At 48.0% G+C, this 18459-nt stretch carries 14 protein-coding genes and 1 tRNA gene; 8 read left to right on the forward strand and 7 right to left on the reverse strand.

Translation table 11 applies throughout. The annotated features are described in order from the left end of the window. Window positions 1–32 precede the first annotated feature (32 nt). Window positions 33–428 (reverse strand): c-type cytochrome, encoded by a 396-nt coding sequence (locus tag I4W93_RS16125; RefSeq protein WP_205311825.1) that lies wholly within the window; start codon window positions 426–428, stop codon window positions 33–35. Window positions 429–1043: 615 nt separating this feature from the next. On the opposite strand from I4W93_RS16125, the gene polA reads away from it, so the two are divergent. Beyond that, the gene (polA, locus tag I4W93_RS16130) at window positions 1044–3836 is read left to right on the forward strand and encodes a DNA polymerase I (RefSeq protein ID WP_205311826.1); all 2793 of its coding nucleotides are present in this window, start codon (window positions 1044–1046) and stop codon (window positions 3834–3836) included. Between the two features lie 631 nt (window positions 3837–4467). On the opposite strand, the gene yihA is transcribed toward polA, so the two are convergent. Then, on the reverse strand, window positions 4468–5094 hold the full coding sequence (gene yihA, locus I4W93_RS16135) for a ribosome biogenesis GTP-binding protein YihA/YsxC (protein WP_224673504.1): 627 nt from the start codon (window positions 5092–5094) through the stop codon (window positions 4468–4470). A gap of 181 nt (window positions 5095–5275) precedes the next feature. On the opposite strand from yihA, the gene I4W93_RS16140 reads away from it, so the two are divergent. The 4 genes from I4W93_RS16140 to I4W93_RS16155 all read left to right on the forward strand — a co-directional run bounded on the left by I4W93_RS16140 (window position 5276) and on the right by I4W93_RS16155 (window position 8196). Continuing rightward, the gene (locus tag I4W93_RS16140) at window positions 5276–5902 is read left to right on the forward strand and encodes a c-type cytochrome (RefSeq protein ID WP_205311828.1); all 627 of its coding nucleotides are present in this window, start codon (window positions 5276–5278) and stop codon (window positions 5900–5902) included. Between the two features lie 583 nt (window positions 5903–6485). Further along, a complete protein-coding gene (locus tag I4W93_RS16145) occupies window positions 6486–7136 on the forward strand; it encodes a class I SAM-dependent methyltransferase (RefSeq protein ID WP_205311829.1) in 651 nt (216 codons plus the stop codon). Window positions 7137–7189: 53 nt separating this feature from the next. After that, the gene (gene yihI / locus I4W93_RS16150; protein ID WP_205311830.1) at window positions 7190–7738 is read left to right on the forward strand and encodes a Der GTPase-activating protein YihI; all 549 of its coding nucleotides are present in this window, start codon (window positions 7190–7192) and stop codon (window positions 7736–7738) included. Window positions 7739–7740: 2 nt separating this feature from the next. Further along, the gene (locus I4W93_RS16155) at window positions 7741–8196 is read left to right on the forward strand and encodes a DUF2489 domain-containing protein (protein WP_224673505.1); all 456 of its coding nucleotides are present in this window, start codon (window positions 7741–7743) and stop codon (window positions 8194–8196) included. A 26-nt stretch (window positions 8197–8222) separates the two neighbouring features. Here the strand turns inward: I4W93_RS16155 and I4W93_RS16160 are convergent, their stop codons facing one another. The 3 genes from I4W93_RS16160 to I4W93_RS16170 all read right to left on the reverse strand — a co-directional run bounded on the left by I4W93_RS16160 (window position 8223) and on the right by I4W93_RS16170 (window position 10320). Further along, window positions 8223–9506, reverse strand: coding sequence for a metal-dependent hydrolase family protein (locus I4W93_RS16160; protein ID WP_205311831.1), 1284 nt, complete (start codon window positions 9504–9506; stop codon window positions 8223–8225). A 106-nt stretch (window positions 9507–9612) separates the two neighbouring features. Continuing rightward, window positions 9613–10152 (reverse strand): DUF1285 domain-containing protein, encoded by a 540-nt coding sequence (locus tag I4W93_RS16165; RefSeq protein WP_205311832.1) that lies wholly within the window; start codon window positions 10150–10152, stop codon window positions 9613–9615. 92 nt (window positions 10153–10244) lie between these two features. Beyond that, window positions 10245–10320, reverse strand: a tRNA-His gene (locus I4W93_RS16170). A gap of 161 nt (window positions 10321–10481) precedes the next feature. Between I4W93_RS16170 and I4W93_RS16175 the strand changes: the two genes are divergently transcribed. The 3 genes from I4W93_RS16175 (at window position 10482) to I4W93_RS16185 (ending at window position 14166) form a co-directional block, all read left to right on the forward strand. Next, on the forward strand, window positions 10482–11306 hold the full coding sequence (locus tag I4W93_RS16175; RefSeq protein ID WP_205311833.1) for a mechanosensitive ion channel family protein: 825 nt from the start codon (window positions 10482–10484) through the stop codon (window positions 11304–11306). A 2-nt stretch (window positions 11307–11308) separates the two neighbouring features. Continuing rightward, entirely contained in the window at window positions 11309–12055 is a 747-nt protein-coding gene (locus tag I4W93_RS16180) for a DUF481 domain-containing protein (RefSeq protein ID WP_205311834.1), read from the forward strand. A 143-nt stretch (window positions 12056–12198) separates the two neighbouring features. Continuing rightward, the gene (locus tag I4W93_RS16185) at window positions 12199–14166 is read left to right on the forward strand and encodes a putative bifunctional diguanylate cyclase/phosphodiesterase (RefSeq protein ID WP_205311835.1); all 1968 of its coding nucleotides are present in this window, start codon (window positions 12199–12201) and stop codon (window positions 14164–14166) included. On the opposite strand, the gene sbcC is transcribed toward I4W93_RS16185, so the two are convergent. Together sbcC and sbcD are read right to left on the reverse strand one after the other, a co-directional pair. Continuing rightward, window positions 14150–17134, reverse strand: a complete 2985-nt coding sequence (sbcC, locus tag I4W93_RS16190; protein WP_205311836.1) for an exonuclease subunit SbcC — start codon at window positions 17132–17134, stop codon at window positions 14150–14152. The two genes, I4W93_RS16185 and sbcC, sit on opposite strands and share 17 nt — an antisense overlap. Next, window positions 17131–18348 carry an exonuclease subunit SbcD gene (gene sbcD, locus I4W93_RS16195; protein ID WP_205311837.1) on the reverse strand — a complete coding sequence of 406 codons (1218 nt, stop codon included), beginning with the start codon at window positions 18346–18348 and terminating at the stop codon, window positions 17131–17133. The genes sbcC and sbcD overlap by 4 nt, the downstream gene beginning before the upstream one ends. Window positions 18349–18459 lie beyond the last annotated feature (111 nt).

Below are 18459 nucleotides of genomic sequence, written 5' to 3' on the forward strand. Positions count from 1 at the left end.
CGCGTAATATTTACGCTAGCAAAGCAAACGACTTATACGCCGTCTACCATAAACTCAATTGCTGCAGCAATTTCTTCATCACTGCAATCACCACAGGTACCACGGGCAGGCATATTGCGAATGCCTTCTATAGCGTGCTTAAGCATAGTGTCAAAACCTTGGTCAATTCGTGATTTCCAGGCAGCGTCACCCTTTTTCGGTGCATCCAACGCACCAGTACCATGGCAGGCAAAACACGCTGTCTGATAGACCTTTTCACCACTACGTGGGCCAGATGGCCCTGCATCAACTGCTGCGGCAGCACCGGCTATATAAACTTGACCTACAGGAGCCAGACGTTTGGCCAAAGCTTCTTTATCTGCGTCAGCGCTGGCATGAATGCCAAAAGTGGCTAACAGTAAGGCGACCGCGATGGTGATTTTATTCATGTTGTAAGTTCCCGTGGTAAAGTCCGCACAAAGTTTGCGCCATTATAGCCCTCAAGCGACCGTCAGGGGAAGCCCCAGACAGGCGCCGTTACTTATCATAGGCCCCATATGCATTAATGCGGCAGATCTCGCGCACAACGGGTGGGGAATTGCCCGACCACACTCAGCTTATGCTTGCATCGATGATGCTGTCGTCGCTTAGGTCCCGCCATTGCTGACATATGCCTTTAGTGCAGGATGAAATACATTTTTAAAGCAAAATTATTTAACGGTTTTACTTTGAATCTGGTGTCATTATGGTAGTCTACTTGGCCGGTGAATCGGTTGTATTGATATATCCATCACCGGGTTTGGACAACGAGCAAAAGCGTTTTCCACATAATTAGAAGCATAAGAATAATAATATGGGCGCTGTGACACACCCCCTATTTTTTCATATAAAACAAAGCATTAAAATAATAGCCCACTGACTCCTGCCTGCAGAAGCCAGACTGTATTTATTTGTTTTGCACAAAGTTATCCACAGCTTATTATGCTCTGACACACACCAACCACGGCTGGCAGTGCTTAAACTGCTGTGGCATCCTATAGCTTTATTCTCAGCAGGTTTCTCTCATGGCGACAATCAACGACACTCCGCTGATCCTGGTAGACGGTTCATCATATTTATTTCGTGCTTATCATTCTCCACCACATTTAACTAATTCCCGTGGTGAGGCTACAGGCGCCATATATGGTGTGGTAAACATGTTAAAAAGTTTACTGCGGCAATATAAGCCAACGCAGATGGCGGTGGTGTTTGATGCCAAAGGGCCAACCTTTCGCAACGAGATGTACAGTGAATACAAAGCCCATCGCCCGCCAATGCCCGACGACTTACGTAGCCAAATTGCACCTTTACACCGCATTGTTACCGCTATGGGCTTACCTTTGTTATGCATTGCTGGGGTTGAAGCAGATGACGTTATCGGTACTTTGGCACGCCAAGCCAGCCGGGAAGGTCGACATACTTTAATTTCAACTGGCGATAAAGACATGGCGCAGTTAGTTGATGAACATGTCACGTTGATTAATACCATGACGAATACACTGCTAGATCCCCAAGGCGTAGTAGATAAGTTTGGTGTCGGCCCCGAATTGATTATCGACTTTTTGGCGCTGATGGGTGATAAAGTAGATAATATTCCAGGTTTGCCTGGGGTAGGTGAGAAAACCGCTGCCGCGTTACTGCAGGGCCTAGGATCTATTGCACAGATATATCAACAACTAGACAAAGTAGCATCACTGACTTTTCGTGGCGCTAAAACCATGCAAGCCAAGCTCGAAGAATTCCGCAGCCAATTGGAGCTATCTTATCAGCTTGCCAGTATAAAAACAGATGTTGAACTGCCGTATAAACTGGCAGATCTGACATTAAGAATACCAGATAACATCACATTGGCAGAGCTATATAAAGAGTGTGAGTTTCGACGCTGGTTAAGTGACGTATTAACCGACCAGACCCAAAAGGTGACGATACAAACTAACCCGGCACAGGCCGACATGTTTGCCGCAACAACTGACGAAGCAACCACGCCATTAACGACAACATTAGCGTCTGATCATTATCAAACCGTGCTGGATAACGACGCTTTCAGCGCTATGCTGGTACAACTAAACAGTAGCGACCTAACTGCTTTTGATACGGAAACCACCAGCCTCGACTATATGCAAGCACAGTTGGTGGGTCTATCGGTAGCAACAGAAGCTGGCAAAGCTTGGTACGTGCCATTAGCGCATGACTACATTGGTGCCCCGCCACAACTCAGCCGCGATGAAGTCCTCAGTGCGTTGAAACCCTGGTTAGAAGATCACAGCAAAGCAAAAGTTGGCCAGAATCTGAAATATGATAAAAGTGTATTAGCGCGTTATGACATTGAGCTTAACGGTGTTCGTTTCGACACCATGCTGGAGTCATACGTACTGAATTCCGTCGCTGCTCGCCATGACATGGACAGCCTGGCACTGAAATACCTCGGCCACAAAACGGTCAGTTTTACTGACATAGCTGGCAAAGGCGCGAAGCAATTAACCTTTAATCAAATAGAGCTGGAAAAAGCAGCACATTATGCCGCTGAAGATGCCGATGTAACATTGCAGCTACACCAGAGCTTATGGCCGCAACTGCAACAACATCCTGGCCTGGTAACAGTGCTAACTGATATTGAAATGCCATTAGTAGACATTTTATCCCGCATTGAGCGCCACGGCGTGCTGATTGATAGTCATTTGCTGGCGATTCAGAGCGAACAACTTGCGAAGCGCATCGCCGAATTGGAACAACGAGCCTTCGACCAAGCTGGCAAAACATTTAACCTGTCGTCGCCCAAGCAACTGCAAGAAATTCTCTTTGAGCAGATGAAGCTGCCCGTCATAAAAAAAACGCCCACTGGCGCGCCGTCAACTGCGGAAGAAGTACTCGCTGAGCTGGCTCTTGAATATGAATTTCCGAAACTGATTACTGAGCATCGTGGGTTAAGTAAACTAAAATCAACCTACACAGACAAACTGCCTAAGATGGTAAATCCAGCAACTGGCCGGGTACATACCTCGTATCATCAAGCTGTTGCCGCTACCGGCCGTCTAAGCTCAACTGACCCAAACCTGCAAAACATTCCCATTCGTACAGAAGAGGGCCGGCGCATTCGCCAGGCATTTATCGCCCCTGCAGGCAAAAAAATTGTCGCCGTAGATTACTCGCAGATCGAGCTGCGTATCATGGCGCATCTGTCACAAGACAAAGCGCTGTTAGACGCTTTTGCTAACGGTTTAGACATTCACCGAGCCACTGCTGCTGAAGTATTTGGCGTGGCCCTGGATGACGTTACAACTGAGCAAAGACGCAGTGCCAAAGCAGTCAATTTTGGTCTAATTTATGGTATGTCAGCATTTGGTCTGGCCAAACAACTTGGCGTTGGCCGCAACGAGGCACAACAATACGTTGATCGTTACTTTGAACGCTTTCCCGGTGTACTTAATTACATGGAACGCACCCGTAAACAAGCTCATGAACAGGGATACGTTGAAACACTATTTGGTCGCAGGTTGTATTTGCCGGAAATAAATGCGCAAAACATGGCGCGCCGCAAGGGAGCCGAACGCGCAGCTATTAATGCTCCAATGCAGGGTACTGCAGCAGACATTATCAAAAAAGCCATGATAGTAGTCGATGATTGGCTGCAGCAACAAACAGGCACCGCCGTAACAATGATCATGCAAGTACATGATGAATTGGTGTTTGAAGTAGATGCCGATAAACTCGATAGTGTGATACCAAAACTGGTAGCGTTAATGGCACAAGCCGCCACACTTGATGTGCCATTGTTAGCGGAAGCAGGACAAGGTGACAACTGGGATCAGGCTCATTGATACAGCCAGATGGGCTAACATAAAATTATTTTTCCGGCCACGGAACTCGCAGACAACACGGTAGTCTGATGTATTAGTTATGTTATCCCTTTCTCCTGTTACTCCTTAGTGCCCCACTTCTTGTGGGGTTTTTTTTGTCTCTGATAGAGCAAAATGGCAAACAAAAAGGTAATTTAATTACCAAATAAAACCGCAACCCTCCGATAAAAACAATTTATGTTGTTTTATTACAAAAAAACCTTGCATTCTGACACTGACTGGTTAAAATTTGGCTTGTAGGGTACAGAGGTAAGATGTTCTATCTTTCAATGTCAGAGCCAGCGTGCTCCCGCAGACGAAAGTAGGCTTATTTTAGCCGCCCCACTGCTTGCAGTGGGGCGTTTTTTTCGCCTAAAAAACACCAACCCGAGAGTAATCAGGTTGGTTTTTGCACAGTATTCAGCGGCACATTGCAGAGTGCTCTGGTGCAAAATGAAATTTTATTAGATATTTTAGAGTAAATACTTCAAACCAGATAAGAATACTGTATAATGACGTTGTCTTAGCGATAAGACACCCTGTTGATTTGAAATTATAGCTTCTCCCCGTTTGCTATGGCCGACACCCAAGGGTGTCGGTTTTTTTCTGTCTGTTACTCAGTAACTGCAGCACCTTCAGCCTCGTACCACAAGTCCAATACTTGCTCTAACTCAGGCAAACCATGTTTGTTTAATGAGCTAAAGGCATGCACCGTAATATCCCCCATGAAAGCCAGTGTTGCCTCACGCACTTCAAGTAAAGTTTTTTTACGGGCACCGGACGCAAGCTTGTCTGCCTTAGTCAACAATATCAACACAGACAACTTGCTATCCACTGCCCACTGAATTAAATCCTGATCTAAATCTTTCAATGGATGGCGAATATCCATCAATACAACCAATCCTTTCAAACTGGTGCGTTTTGTCAGATACTCAGCTAACGACTTTTGCCACTTTTCCTTTACTGCCAGCGGTACTTTAGCAAAACCATAACCGGGTAAATCAATGAGTCGACGCTGATCGTCCAAACTAAAAGTATTAATTAACTGGGTACGGCCCGGTGTTTTGCTAGTACGGGCTAAACTGTTTTGCCGTGTCAGCGTATTTAAAGCGCTGGACTTACCCGCATTCGAGCGGCCAGCAAACGCGACTTCAATGCCTGCGTCAGCGGGTAATGCTTTTATATCAGGAGCACTGGTTAGAAAAGTGGCGCGCTGATAATTGATTTTTGACTTGTACACTGCCTTCTCCGGCGAATAATTTGATGTCATTGTAGCGGATCTGGACATAGAGCATAAGCTTTTGCTGACGCAATGGGATTTTACTTTCAACAGTTTCGTGTAAAATAGGCATAAAAATTAAGGTTATTACACTTGGTTGCCAGTATGCTGGCGCTTTAATGCGGACAGAGACGGATAAAAAATGAAAAAACTTCTATTTCCACTGACGCTGGTATTCGGTTTAATCGGAACAGCCTATGCATTTGATGGTGACGCCGAAGCAGGTAAAGCGAAATCCGCTACCTGTGCAGCCTGTCATGGCCCCGATGGCAACAGCCCGGTTGATATGTATCCTAAAATCGCAGGCCAGCATCCAACTTATCTCTATAAACAGTTGCGTGAATATAAGTTAGGCATGGAGACCGGCGGTAAACAGGGCCGGAATAACAGCATTATGTTTGGCATGGTCGCAGCGCTGTCGGATCAGGATATGAAAGATCTAGCCGCGTACTTCGCATCACAAAAAATGAAATCAGGTACAACTCCGGAAGATGTTATTGCCAAGGGCGAACAGCTCTATCGTGGTGGCGATGCCGATCGAGGCATTGCATCTTGTATTGCTTGCCACGGCCCCCGGGGCTCAGGCACAAGCCTGGGTGGCTTTCCAAAAATATCGTATCAACATGCCAACTACCTGAAGACCACTTTACAAGAGTTTCGCAGTGGCAAGCGGGCGAATGATTTAAACGGCATGATGCAGGATATTGCGCGTAAATTAACGGATGAAGATATTGAAGTGCTGTCACAATACTTGGGTGGTTTACACTAATCAGCCTCGCTTTGTCGCAAAAAAACCGGCGTTTATCGCCGGTTTTTTTATTTAACACAACTTATTTTGTGCGATATATCTCACAATCCATGTAAGAAAAACACCATTGTTGTATTTTTATGGAACTTTTAAGAAATAAAACTTATTTTATAACCATATGAATACATACAATATTACTATTTATCTTAACCGGCTTGATGTTTTTTTTACCGCAGAGCCTTGTCATCTGAACAGATCAGAGTAGATTATACAGCTGTTACAATTTGTAACTGAATAAAAACAGGGATTAACAGCACGGAAGTTGCTGTACCAGTACGAAAGTGCGCGGTGCCTTTATAACCACATCTGGATGATGTGCTGCGTGATTCACGCTCAAGGATGATTACGAAAGTATCAGGATGATCGTAAACAATAAAATCAGATACGGAAAGCCAGAATAATAAAGGGAACAGACTAACAGGGCGTTATAGCAACATCAGGACGATGACAGCGAATGAGAGAAGTGTCCACTTGACACAAACATACCCGGGGCGATAAGACAATCTTATCGCCTTTTCTTTTTGCCCTAGTCAGCTACTTTTCTATGTCTAATAACACTTGCCCACTGTGTTCACACTTATGCTGTAACTTATATCATCGTGATAAACGCCGTTCTTATCATCAATGTTCACGCTGCCAACTAGTATTTGCAGACCGCAACAGCGTGCTATCGGCAAAAGATGAGTTGGCGCAATATCAACTACACAACAACGACCTCAATGATGATGGCTATCGTCAGTTTTTGCTGCGCCTGGCCACGCCACTGTTAGCTGCCTTGCCAGCTTCTGGTTTACAAGGTTTGGATTTTGGCTGTGGTCCTGGCCCACTACTGGCGCAAATGTTATCTGATGCAGGCCAGCATATGGCCGTGTGGGATCCCTATTTTGCAGCCGATAATAGCGTATTACAGCAACAATATGATTTTATTAGCTGTACTGAAGCAGTAGAACACTTTGTTAACCCTGCCAGGGAGTGGGCACTGTGGCTTAAGCTACTTAAACCCGGCGGCACTTTAGCCATTATGACTAAGCGATACACCACCGCAGAGGCGTTCGCGAGTTGGCACTATAAACTGGATCCAACCCACGTCAGTTTCTTTTGCGAACATACTTTTTCCTATTTAGCCCAACGCGATAGTTTTGACCTGCATTTCGTTGAAAAAGATGTTGTACTATTACAGCGGCGAAAGCATTAGTCTTTCTGCGTAAAACTGGTTAAAATGTGCGCCCTTTTTTACAGGTAACAAACATGACTCGTCAGAAAAAAACCCGCTCCGCCGGCCCAAACGGTTTGCGCCATTTGTCATCGGAAGATATCCGCAAAACCCGCCAGCCAAAAGAGCAAACCAAAAAGAAAGGGGCCGGGTTAAAATCAGGTAGTCGCAATAGCGAAGTTGCGGTATCTGGCGTGACAAATACCAGCGCAGCGAATAAAGATCCGCGCGTAGGCAGCAAAAAGCCCATTGCGTTGATCAGCGAGGCTACTGTGCAGCAAACGGAGCAAAACGTAGCAGCCTTGCTACCCAAAGCAAGCCTGGCAAAGGCAAAGCCGGTGCAGTTGAGCGCCCAGCAAGAGTTAACCTTGATTGAAAATGATAGTTATCTGCAACAGTTGCTGGAGCGGGTAGAGCAAGATGAAGTGCTAACCGGTAAAGATGCAAAATATTTTAACGCCAAAACAGCTAGACTGGAGCAGCTGCTAGACGAGCTGGGGTTGAATGACGAGGCGGAGACGGATCCACTGGCGGCATTTGAACGTACTGATTGGCGTAAAGACTTATTAGGTGATGAGGACTAATATTGAGCAGTACAACACTGAGCATAATGGTCGCAGCAGCGCTGCTTGTCGCCGGATTGGCATTTTATGCCGGCACTCTACTGTGGCGACTACAGCAACAAACTCAGGCTAAGCAAAAAAAACTGAATGAAAAGCGACAGTATCTACGTGACAGTATTACGCTAATTTGCAAAGCCATGCGTGAAGAGCAATGTGAGCTATCTGAGGGTGCACTGCGAGTTTGGGTATTGTTGGACCATCTGGTGCCCGAGCGTAAACCAGACCCGGAAACAACTTACCCGGGCTTATATCAGATGTATCAGGTCGTAAAAGATATGCCCACGCATCAGGCGCGTAAAGAGCAAGCCAAATCCCTTACTCTGCAGCAAGATGAGTTGCGGTTGAAAGCTGAGCAAGATTTAAAGCAAAGTATTCTGGCAGATGCCAAAGCGTTATTGCTGCGGTTTCAGCCGGACTAAGCCGGCTGGTCTAACAGTGCAAACGGTTATTGTTTATATATTTGGCCTGCCTTCATAACAAAGCTTACCTGGCCCATTAGATTAATATCTTGCAGGGGATCGCCTGGCACAGCCACAATGTCAGCAATTTTTCCTGCCTTAATACTACCCAGTTCATCAGCGACGCCTAACAAGCGAGCGCCTTCTATAGTAGCACTTTGTATCGCTTCCAACGCAGGCATGCCGACTTCCGTCATGTAAACAAACTCGCGCCAGTTGTTACCATGTTCATACACACCGGCGTCGGTACCAAAGGCAATTTTAACACCGGCTTTATAGGCTTCAGCAAACGTTTGCTGAATTCTGCCACCTATTGTTGCAGCTTTGGGCCGCACTAACTCGGGGAAAAAGCCAGCAATAGCCGATTTTTCTTCAGCCCATTTACCAGCGCTGATAGTAGGCACGAAGTAAGTGCCCTGCTTGCGCATCATGGCCATGGTATTTTTATCCATATAGGTACCATGCTCAATAGAGTCAACCCCGGCTTTAATTGCCCGTTCCATGCCTTCTTTGCCATGAGCATGTACCGCCACTTTCATACCGTAGTCTTTAGCTGTGCTGACAATGGCAGCCAGCTCTGCATCGGTAAACTGTGGATTGCTACCGCTTTTTGCCACACTGAGTACACCACCGGTAGCGGTAATTTTAATGAGATCCGAGCCTTCTTTGTAACGCTGCCGCACAGCCTTTCGCGCTTCATCAGCACCATTGATAACACCGTCTTTCGGACCAGGATCAGCCATATAGACTGCAGCAACACCATTAGTCGGGTCAGCATGACCACCGGTGGTAGCCAGCGATTTGCCTGCTGCGAAAATACGTGGGCCTTTGATATAACCTTTTGCAATTGCTTTTTTTAATGCCGTGCTGATTTGATGGTTGTCGCCTAATTCCCTCACCGTAGTAAAACCGGCCATTAAGGTCTTTTCAGCAAAGGTGGCTCCACGCAAAGCGTAATCAGCTTCATTCATGGTAAAGCCTTCGCTGTAAACTGTTGGACTAAACTGGGTATAAAAATGTGTGTGCATATCCATAAGCCCCGGCATTACCGTATGCTGAGTTAGATCAATCACCACATCTTCAGTTGTTGGCTGGCGAAAACCTGCTTCTAGCGCAACTATTTTGTCTTGTTTCACCACTATAGTGTGCTCAGACAATACCTGTTTGTTTTCTGCAGTAATCAGCTTGCCAGCATGGATCAGTGTAGCGCCACACACTTGAGCAGATGCAAACAGAGTACTTAGTAGCAGGGCAACGGGCGTTTTATACATGTTATTTTAGCCTTCTGATATTTGGATAGTGCCAGTGTTAACCGCCACAGTGAAATTGGACAACCAGCTTGAGACAGGGTGTCAGTTTTCACCGACCAGTATCCGTTTAGACGATGGCGAAGCTAAACGGATATCCGGCACTCTTCAATTGATAATGTTGTTTTTTATTACAACTAACAGGCACGGCCTGGGCCGCTAATTGATAGTAAACATTGCGGCTTAGTTTAGCCCGCAAGCCACGCCACAGCTGTAAGTAAGGCAGACATTGCTGCTGCGGGTCGGCCCTAAGCCGCAGCGGGTACTCAGGACTTACCAGTACCTGTTGTTGCACATTAGTGGTCAATTGCAAGGCCGGGCCTGTTGCTGTTTCAAGCCAACACCAGTCCGTAACTAAAAAGGGGGCATCAGCGACTGTGATACGTATTTTTTCGACCGGTGTTTGCAGAAAATATTCGCCATGCTGCTGCAATAACACTGAAGCAAATAGCTGTACCAGCGCTGGACGTTGAATTTTACTGCCTTGATAAAACCAATTAGCGTCGGCATCAATATGCAAAGGTAAATCACCACAAAAGGGTGGGTCCCAGCTTTCTACCGGTGCAAGGTCTGTTTGTTGCAGCTGTTGTTGTAGCGTAGCTAAATCCATAGCGATGTACCACCTTACGCAGTATTTACTATCAGTGAAATCAGCTTAGCAAAACTGAGCGGGCGCGTTGGGGTGCTAATGATAAGAAAAAGTGGGGTGACTGATGGGGCTCGAACCCACGACAACCGGAATCACAATCCGGGGCTCTACCAACTGAGCTACAATCACCGCCGTGCAAAGTATTTTACCTAAGTTTATGCAGCCAACCAAGCATTTTTCTGTCCGGCCTGAAATCACTAAGCTGTCATGCCGTTTTCATGCATTCCACCAAGCTTCTATGCTACTATTCGCCCTGTTTGCTTAAATTTATTGATGCACAGGAGCGTGTTATGGAACAAATCACCCAGTTATTTCAAGAAAATCATGAGGTGCTGTTAGGCTACTTTTTGCAGCTTTTTGCCGCTATCGTTATATTTTATATTGGCCGCATGGTAGCCAAAACCGTTAAACGCTTTATGGAAAAGGCCCTGCTTTCCCGCTCGGTAGATAAAGCTGTGGTGTCTTTTATCGCCAGTATTGTTTACGCCCTTATTCTAATTGCTACTGTGTTAATGGCTTTATCACAAGTTGGCGTACAAACCACGTCTTTTATTGCTATTTTAGGCGCAGCCGGTTTAGCGGTTGGTTTGGCGTTGCAGGGCTCGCTGGCTAATTTTGCCTCTGGTATCCTGATCATTTTATTCCGGCCGTTCAAGTCTGGGGATTTTATCGATGCAGGTGGCATTACCGGCACGGTAGATAAAATTGAAATTTTCCAAACCACTATGAAAACACCAGACAATAAGTTGGTTATTGTACCCAATGCCCAAGTTACCGGTGGCGCTATTACAAACTATTCTGCCGAACCGATTCGCCGTGTTGATTTAGTGATTGGTATCAGTTACGACTCTGACTTACGCAAAGCCAAGCAAATTCTTGAGAAGATGTTAGCTGACGACGAACGGGTTTTACCGCAGCCAGAAGCTACGGTAAAAGTGGGCGCTTTGGCAGACTCTTCGGTTAATCTGAATGTGCGCCCCTGGGTAAACTCTGCAGATTACTGGGGTGTATATTGGGACACGTTGGAAAAGGTTAAACTGGCATTTGATGAACAAGGTATTGCTATTCCATTTCCACAAATGGACGTGCATATAAAGAAAGACAAGCAGGAGTAAGTATGAAGTTCTATTCAATTCTGGCAGCCGCTGTGGTTGTAAGCATACAAGTGCAGGCCGATGACACTGCCGCGAGCGGTAAAGTATGGACAACTTCAGCAGAATTAGGCGCCATTACTACGTCAGGCAATACTGCAGGCACGTCGGTTACCGGGAAAATTGATGCCAAACAAGAGCTTGAACAGTGGAGCAATCAGTATATTTTCAGCGCCTTTTTTAAGGAAGACGAAAAAACCGATGATAATGGCGACAAATTCAATGAACGCTCAGCAGAGCGTTACCTGATTTCAGCTAAAACAGCTTATAAGTTAGAGCAAGAGTTCGATAAGCTGTTCGCTTTTGCTTCTTATACTGACGACGAATTTGGTGCCTACACTAAATACACCACCCTGGCGGTCGGTTATGGAACGCGACTGTTTAACGTAGAAGATAAGTCACTGGATGTGGAAATCGGTCCGGGTTATTTCAGCGGTAAAAGGTCAACAGGTGAGAGCGAAAGCGGTCTGATCGCGCGTGGTGCGGCATCGTTTAACTGGACAATTAGCGAATCAGCCAGTTTTGCCCAAACGTTGAGTGTCGAGTACGGTAATGACAATACCCGTACTATCGCTGAAACCTCATTACTCGCCAAAGTTAACGGTTCATTGCAGATGAAAGCGGCATTTCTGCTGCAAAATGACTCTGATGTGCCGGTTGGTAAAAAAAGTACTGATACGCAAACTTCTCTCACACTGGTTTATTCGTTCTAAGCCGGCTGTTTTGCTTAATTTAGCCCGCCATTGCGCGGGCTTTATTTATTGATTGATTTAACTTACGGTCACTTAGGCTGCATCACTGACTTTTTGCGCTATGCTTTGTTTACTACTTCCCCTCACCATCGACACCCAACTTAATGACAGCGAGAAAGAATGAACAGCAGGGTAAATTAGTACAACAACCCTGGTTTGCAGCTGTAATTTACCTGGTGCTGGGCCTGAGCTGGATAGCCGGCAGCGACACCGTATTGGCCTGGCTAATTTCGGATTCCACCACCCTGACACAATACCAAAGCTACAAAGGCTATTTTTATGTCAGCCTTACGGCAGTTTTAGCTTGGCTACTACTTAACCAGAAGCAGCAACATGCACGCTCATTGAATGCAGCAGAGAAGCGAGCCCAACAGCAGTTGGCGTTAAGTGAGCTGCGGTTACGTACGTTGCTGGATAACACTCCACAAATTGCCATTCAGGGTTATCTGCCCGATGGCACAACTTTCTACTGGAATAAAGCCAGTGAGCTTATCTATGGCTACAGCAAAGAAGAGGCTATCGGCACGAACTTACTAGAGCTGATCATCCCTTCATATATGCATGATGCAGTATCGGAAGCCATGGCACAAATGGCGGCAACCGGCATTGCAATTCCATCGGAAGAGCTTGCTCTGCGACGCAAAGATGGCTCTTTGGTGCCGGTATATTCCGGGCATGCCGTGGTGAAGCTGGCTGATACTGAGGCGCAAATTTATTGTATTGATGTCGATTTGACCGAACGGAAAAAACAAGCAGCAGAACTGGCTTTTTTAGCCGATTTTGATGCCGTTACCCGGTTACCGAACCGGCAGCATTTTAGCCAGTGTATTAACCGGGCCATTGCCACAGCTAAAGTGAATAGTAGCCAATGCGCCGTTATGTTGATGGATTTGGATAACTTTAAAGATATTAATGACAGCTTTGGTCACAGTGCAGGCGATAAATTACTAATGCAGGTCAGCCAACGCTTGCAGCAATGTTGCACGCCGCAACACACGCTGGCTCGGCTGGGCGGCGATGAGTTTGGTGTGCTGGTGCAATCGGTGCAGTCAGTTGACGAGCTGGCTGAACTGGCAAATATGCTGCTGCTGCAGTTCGAGCAACCCTGCCAGCTTGGTAACGGCAATGACGTTATTACTGCAGCCTCTATTGGTATCAGCCTATACCCTGACCATGCACTAAACAGTGAAGACCTCATCCGCGCAGCTGACGCCGCTATGTACAAAGTAAAGCATGCCGGACGTAATCATATGGCGTTTTATTCCGATGAATTAACCGCGCAAGCCCGCAATCGCGTATTACTGGAAGGCCGGCTACGCACTGCGCTTAAGCAGGACAAGCTTGAGTGCTACTATCAACCTCAAATTGATATCGGCAGCGGCAAACTGATTGGAGCCGAAGTTCTGCTGCGTTGGCATGATACCGAACTAGGATTTATTTCACCTACGGTGTTTATTCCGTTAGCCGAAAGTTGCGGCCTGATTCATGAGCTGGGATTGTGGGTATTACAACACAGTTGCCAGCAATTTAGTCGCTGGCTGGAACAAGGCATAACGCCATTTAGCCTGGCGGTAAACGTGTCTGCTCATCAGTTTAGCAAAGACCAATTGTTTGACGAACTAACACAAGTATTAGCAGACAACGCCATGCCCGCGCATTATCTCGAACTGGAAGTCACGGAAAGCGCGCTGATGATTGATGAAGCCAAAGTTGTCGCCACCATGCGGCAAATAAAAGCGCTGGGGGTGCGGCTGGCAATTGATGACTTTGGCACGGGCTACTCTTCCCTGTCATACCTTAAGCGCCTGCCGCTGGACATCCTTAAAATAGACCGTCGTTTTATTGAGCATATTCCTCAAGCAAATGACGATATGCAAATTGCAAGTGCCATTATTGCCCTGGCCCACACCATGAATTTTAAAGTGCTAGCCGAGGGCGTCGAAACAGCCGAGCAATTGGCGTTTTTACGCCAGCAAGGCTGCGATTATTATCAGGGCTACTACTTCAGCAAACCGTTGCCTGCCACTGAGTTCATTAACCTGCTACAGCAACAGCCTAACTCACTACGCTGATTTGGCTGAACCCCAACCCTTGTTGCTTATCTACTTTAACCTGCACAGCAATACGCTCTTTTAACGCTTCGACATGGCTAATGATACCGATCATTTTCCCACTGGCATTAAGGTTATCTAACGCACTCAGTGCACTGTCCAGCGTGTCAGCATCCAGCGTGCCAAAGCCTTCATCCAGAAATAGCGAATCAATACGGGTTTTATTGCTCGCTAAATCCGATAACGCCAGCGCCAATGCCAGACTGACCAAGAAGCTTTCACCACCGGACAAGGTTTTGGTATCCCGCTCACTGTCGGCCTGCCAGGTATCCAGTACCCTTAACTCCAATTCAGCGTCGTTGTGGCGGGCTAATTGATAACGGTTATGCAATACCGCCAGCTGGCGGTTGGCCAATACAATTAACTGCTGCAGCGTTAAGCTTTGCGCAAAACGCCGATAACGGGCGCCATCGGCCGAGCCTACCAGGCTGTTCAGGCGCTGCCAGCATTCATACTGTTGCTGGCGCGTAGCAATGTCCTGCAACAGTTGCTGCTGGCCATCGCGACGCGCAGCATCGCTGCTAAGCCGCTGCTGCAGCTGACCCAGGCGCTCAGTCAGTTGCTGCACCTGTTGCTCCAATTGCTGCAATTGAGTATTCAGTTCAGTAACCGGCATTGCCGACAATTGTTGCTGCGCCAACAGCTGGGCGCGCTGCTGCCATTCGGCCAGCATGCGTCGCGCAGCTATTTCGGCTTGTTGTAAGCGCTGCTCTAACTGCTGCAGCGCATTGCATTCAGCGTCACTCAGCAGTGCAGCGTGAAATGCGGCTTCATCTGCAAAGCTGCTATCACTCAACGCCTGTTGCCACTGCTCAAGACTATGCTCGCTGTCGGTTCGTATTTGCTGCTGCTGTCGCACCAGTACTTGCTGCTGCCCCTGCCATTGCTGCAATTGTTGCAGTAGCTGCTGTAATGCGGCACTAATGCTTGCCAGGTCTGTACTTTCTACCTGTTGCGCCGGCACGTCCTGCTGCATCGCTTGCCATTGCTGTTGCCAATGGCCAAGTTGCACGGCAAGCTCGGCCTGCTGCTCTGCCAGGCGGGCGCTCTGCTGTTGCAGCAACTGTTGCTGATGTTGATTGCCGGTTTGCGCCGCAGCGATTTGCTGCTGTTTATCTTTGCCATGCTGGCGCTGTTGCTGCCACTGCTCAAGCTGGCTTAAGCGCTGCCCGGTTTGATCCAGGGCCTGCACTAACGCCGCTATTTCAGTGGCTACAGAACTCGCACCATCCGGTGTTGACTGCTGCCCAATGCTGTCACTTAGCTCAGCCAGGCCCGCTGCTAACTGGGCTTGCTGCAGGTGCAGCTGACGCAGCTCGGCTTGCAGCCCTGCGTCCCTCTTATTTATCGCTTCACCCTGCTGCTGTACCGATAGTAGTTCCGCTTCTTTGGCCGCCAGTTGTTGTTCGGTATCAGAACTATGTAACTGTTGATAAGACTCAACGGCCGGATGCTCCGTCGCTCCGCACAACGGGCAGGCGTGACCAGGCTGAAGCCGCGACCGATGTTCAGACAGCTGCATAATGACCAGCTGCTGGGCTAATAACAGCTTTTTGTCTTTTACCTGCTCAGACAATTCTTTATAACGTTGGCGCAGCTGCGCCAGTTCAGCATCAAGAGGCTTGTGCTTTTGTTGAAGTTCGTTGATTTGCTGCACAACGACGTCGTGTTGTTGTTGCTGCTTTTGCTGCAATTGCAGCTGTTGCTGCAATTGCTGTAGTTGATAAATACGTTCTCGTTGCTGTTGTTGTTGCTGGCGTAGACTTTCTGGTTTTGCCTCTGCCAAGGCGCCATCCAGCTGGCTAAGCTGGTTAGTAAGTTCTGTTTGCTGTGACGACAAGCTGGCAAGTTGCTGTGCTAGCTGCTGTTGCTGCACACTCAGCCGCTGTGCTTTTTCCTGCCCTTGTTGTTGTTGCCGCGTTATATACTGCATCCCTTGCCACAGCAGGCGGCCTTGCTGCTGTTGTCCATCGGCTAACAGCTGCTGCAGCTTAACTTGCTCCTGCTGACATTGCTGCTGTTGCTGGCGCTGTATATGCAGCGTTGTGTACAACGGCGCCAGCTTACTAGCCGGTAGGTGGCTTTGTAGTCGCAGCAGTTCTGGCCGCTGTGCTGCAGTGGCGGCTGTCGCCTGGGCTAACTCTTGTTCGGCCTGAGCAACTTCACGCTCTGCACTGTTGAGCTGTTCTCGCCAATTCAACGTTTGCCGCTGCTTGAGCACGGCCTGCTGCTGCCGGGACAAATGCTGTTTTAACTCAGCTAACTCGTCACTTAACGCCAGCTGTTGTTCGCTGCTCAAAAGCTCTACTGCACCTGCTTTTGCTTGCAGCAACTCGAGTTGGCTTTTTAGCGCGCGGCAATCGTTAAATACCTGCTGCGAGATCCGACCATAAATATCGGTACCAGTCAGCTCTTCCAGCAGTTCGGCACGCTCATTGGCATCGGCATTTAAAAAAGCAGCAAAACCGCCCTGCGCCAGTAGCATCGACTTGGTAAAGCGGCCGAAATCCAGCCCGGTTATCTCGCTAACCAGCCGCAGCTTGTCGCTGGTTTTATCCGTGAGGATAGTGCCATCCAGTTTGGCTAATTCGACTTTGGCCGGCTGCAAGTTGCCGTCACTTTGGCCGCGGGCTCGGCGCTGGCTCCAAAATGCCCGGTAACCTACACCTGCTACTTCAAATTCGACTTCGGCCAGGCACTCACTGGTATGACGCGTCATCAATTCATTGCTGGTTGGTGACGTTTTTAAGCGCGGTGTCTGGTGATATAGCGCCAAACAAATGGCATCCAAAATAGTAGTTTTTCCGGCACCAGTGGGGCCGGTAATGGCAAAAATATTACTTTGGCTAAACGGCGGCTGGCGAAAATCAATTAGCCATTCACCGCGCAGAGAATTAAGGTTTTGCAAGCGCACCGACAGCACCTTCATTCGGCGGCCTCCAAGGTCGCCAGCACTTGCTGATGCAGCGCGGTTAGCTGCTGCTGTTGTTCAACGCTGAGGGTTTCGCCATCCAACCTGGCCTGCCATACCTGTTGTGGCGTCAGTTCAGCCAGGCTTTGCTGCTCTGGCACGGTAAACGCGTTTGCCGTGGTGCTGCGCTGACGGCGTAAACGCAACAGTTCTACCGGTAAGTCCTGCAATAGCGGTTCAACCCTTTGCTGCAAATCAGTTAGATAGGCATCTGTTGCACTTATCACCAACTCGAGCCATAGCGTTTGATCTGGCGCTAGCTTAGTTGTGGCTTGCTGCACCTTGGTTTGCAACTGCGCCAAACTGGCATTAATACTACACAACGGCTGAAAGCAGGGTACCGTTATACTGGAAACCGTTTTCTCGCTACCATTAAACTCAACCAACCATAGCTGCTTTTGCTGGCCGGCCTCATCAAAACTGAGTGCTATCGGCGAGCCACTGTAGCGGATATCCGTTGCAGCTTTTAACTGCTGGCTTTGATGAATATGCCCCAGCGCAATATAGTCTGCCGCAGGAAAAGCATCAGCAGGAAAGGCCTCCAGTGTGCCAATGTAAATATCGCGTACCGACTCAGACCGACTGACGCCAAGCGTGGTCAGATGCCCGGTCATGATAATCGGCAACTGCCGCTGATGCTCTAGATTATGCTGTTGCGCCAAGGCGAAAAGCTGCTGGTAATACTGTGCTATCGCTTGTTGTAAATTACGTTGTTTGTCAGCGCCCGTTTGTCCGGCCTGGCTTTGCAGTAAGTCGCGGCTACGCAAAAACGGAATGGCACAAAGTAGTGCTGCCGGTTGCTGCTGTTGGTTATGTAATACCACCAACTGCTCACTCAGGTCACTGGTACCGCTGGCAAACACCCGGGTATGCAAGTACTGCAGCAGATTTTTGCTCTCATTTAATACTGCGGCTGCATCATGATTACCACCTAACACCACCAGCTGACAGCGACTGGGCTGCAATTCAACGATAAACTGATTGTACAGCTCACGGGCATAGCTGGGCGGTGTGGCGGTGTCAAAAATATCGCCCGCGACGATAATGGCATCAATGTGCTGCTTTTGAACCTGTTCAACTAGCCAGCGCAAAAACAACTGGTGTTCAACAGCGCGGCTGCGGCCAATAAAGTGCTGGCCCAGATGCCAGTCGGATGTGTGCAGAATGCGCATGAAGTAATACGGCCATAACAGAAAGTGTCAAAAGCATACCGGATAGCTGAGCAGACAGCAAAAAGCCGATCTGGCCCGGCCGGGCGCAGATCGGCTGTTAATTGAAGCAGG

The organism is Rheinheimera maricola (assembly GCF_016918075.2).
In the GTDB taxonomy this organism is placed as follows: Bacteria; Pseudomonadota; Gammaproteobacteria; order Enterobacterales; family Alteromonadaceae; genus Alishewanella; species Alishewanella maricola_A.

Coding starts and splice junctions, on each gene's coding strand:
- I4W93_RS16125 (WP_205311825.1), bottom strand. CDS start 428: ATGAATAAAATCACCATCGCGGTCGCCTTACTGTTAGCCACTTTTGGC.
- polA (WP_205311826.1), top strand. CDS start 1,044: ATGGCGACAATCAACGACACTCCGCTGATCCTGGTAGACGGTTCATCA.
- I4W93_RS16140 (WP_205311828.1), top strand. CDS start 5,276: ATGAAAAAACTTCTATTTCCACTGACGCTGGTATTCGGTTTAATCGGA.
- I4W93_RS16145 (WP_205311829.1), top strand. CDS start 6,486: ATGTCTAATAACACTTGCCCACTGTGTTCACACTTATGCTGTAACTTA.
- yihI (WP_205311830.1), top strand. CDS start 7,190: ATGACTCGTCAGAAAAAAACCCGCTCCGCCGGCCCAAACGGTTTGCGC.
- I4W93_RS16160 (WP_205311831.1), bottom strand. CDS start 9,506: ATGTATAAAACGCCCGTTGCCCTGCTACTAAGTACTCTGTTTGCATCT.
- I4W93_RS16165 (WP_205311832.1), bottom strand. CDS start 10,152: ATGGATTTAGCTACGCTACAACAACAGCTGCAACAAACAGACCTTGCA.
- I4W93_RS16175 (WP_205311833.1), top strand. CDS start 10,482: ATGGAACAAATCACCCAGTTATTTCAAGAAAATCATGAGGTGCTGTTA.
- I4W93_RS16180 (WP_205311834.1), top strand. CDS start 11,309: ATGAAGTTCTATTCAATTCTGGCAGCCGCTGTGGTTGTAAGCATACAA.
- I4W93_RS16185 (WP_205311835.1), top strand. CDS start 12,199: ATGACAGCGAGAAAGAATGAACAGCAGGGTAAATTAGTACAACAACCC.
- sbcC (WP_205311836.1), bottom strand. CDS start 17,134: ATGAAGGTGCTGTCGGTGCGCTTGCAAAACCTTAATTCTCTGCGCGGT.
- sbcD (WP_205311837.1), bottom strand. CDS start 18,348: ATGCGCATTCTGCACACATCCGACTGGCATCTGGGCCAGCACTTTATT.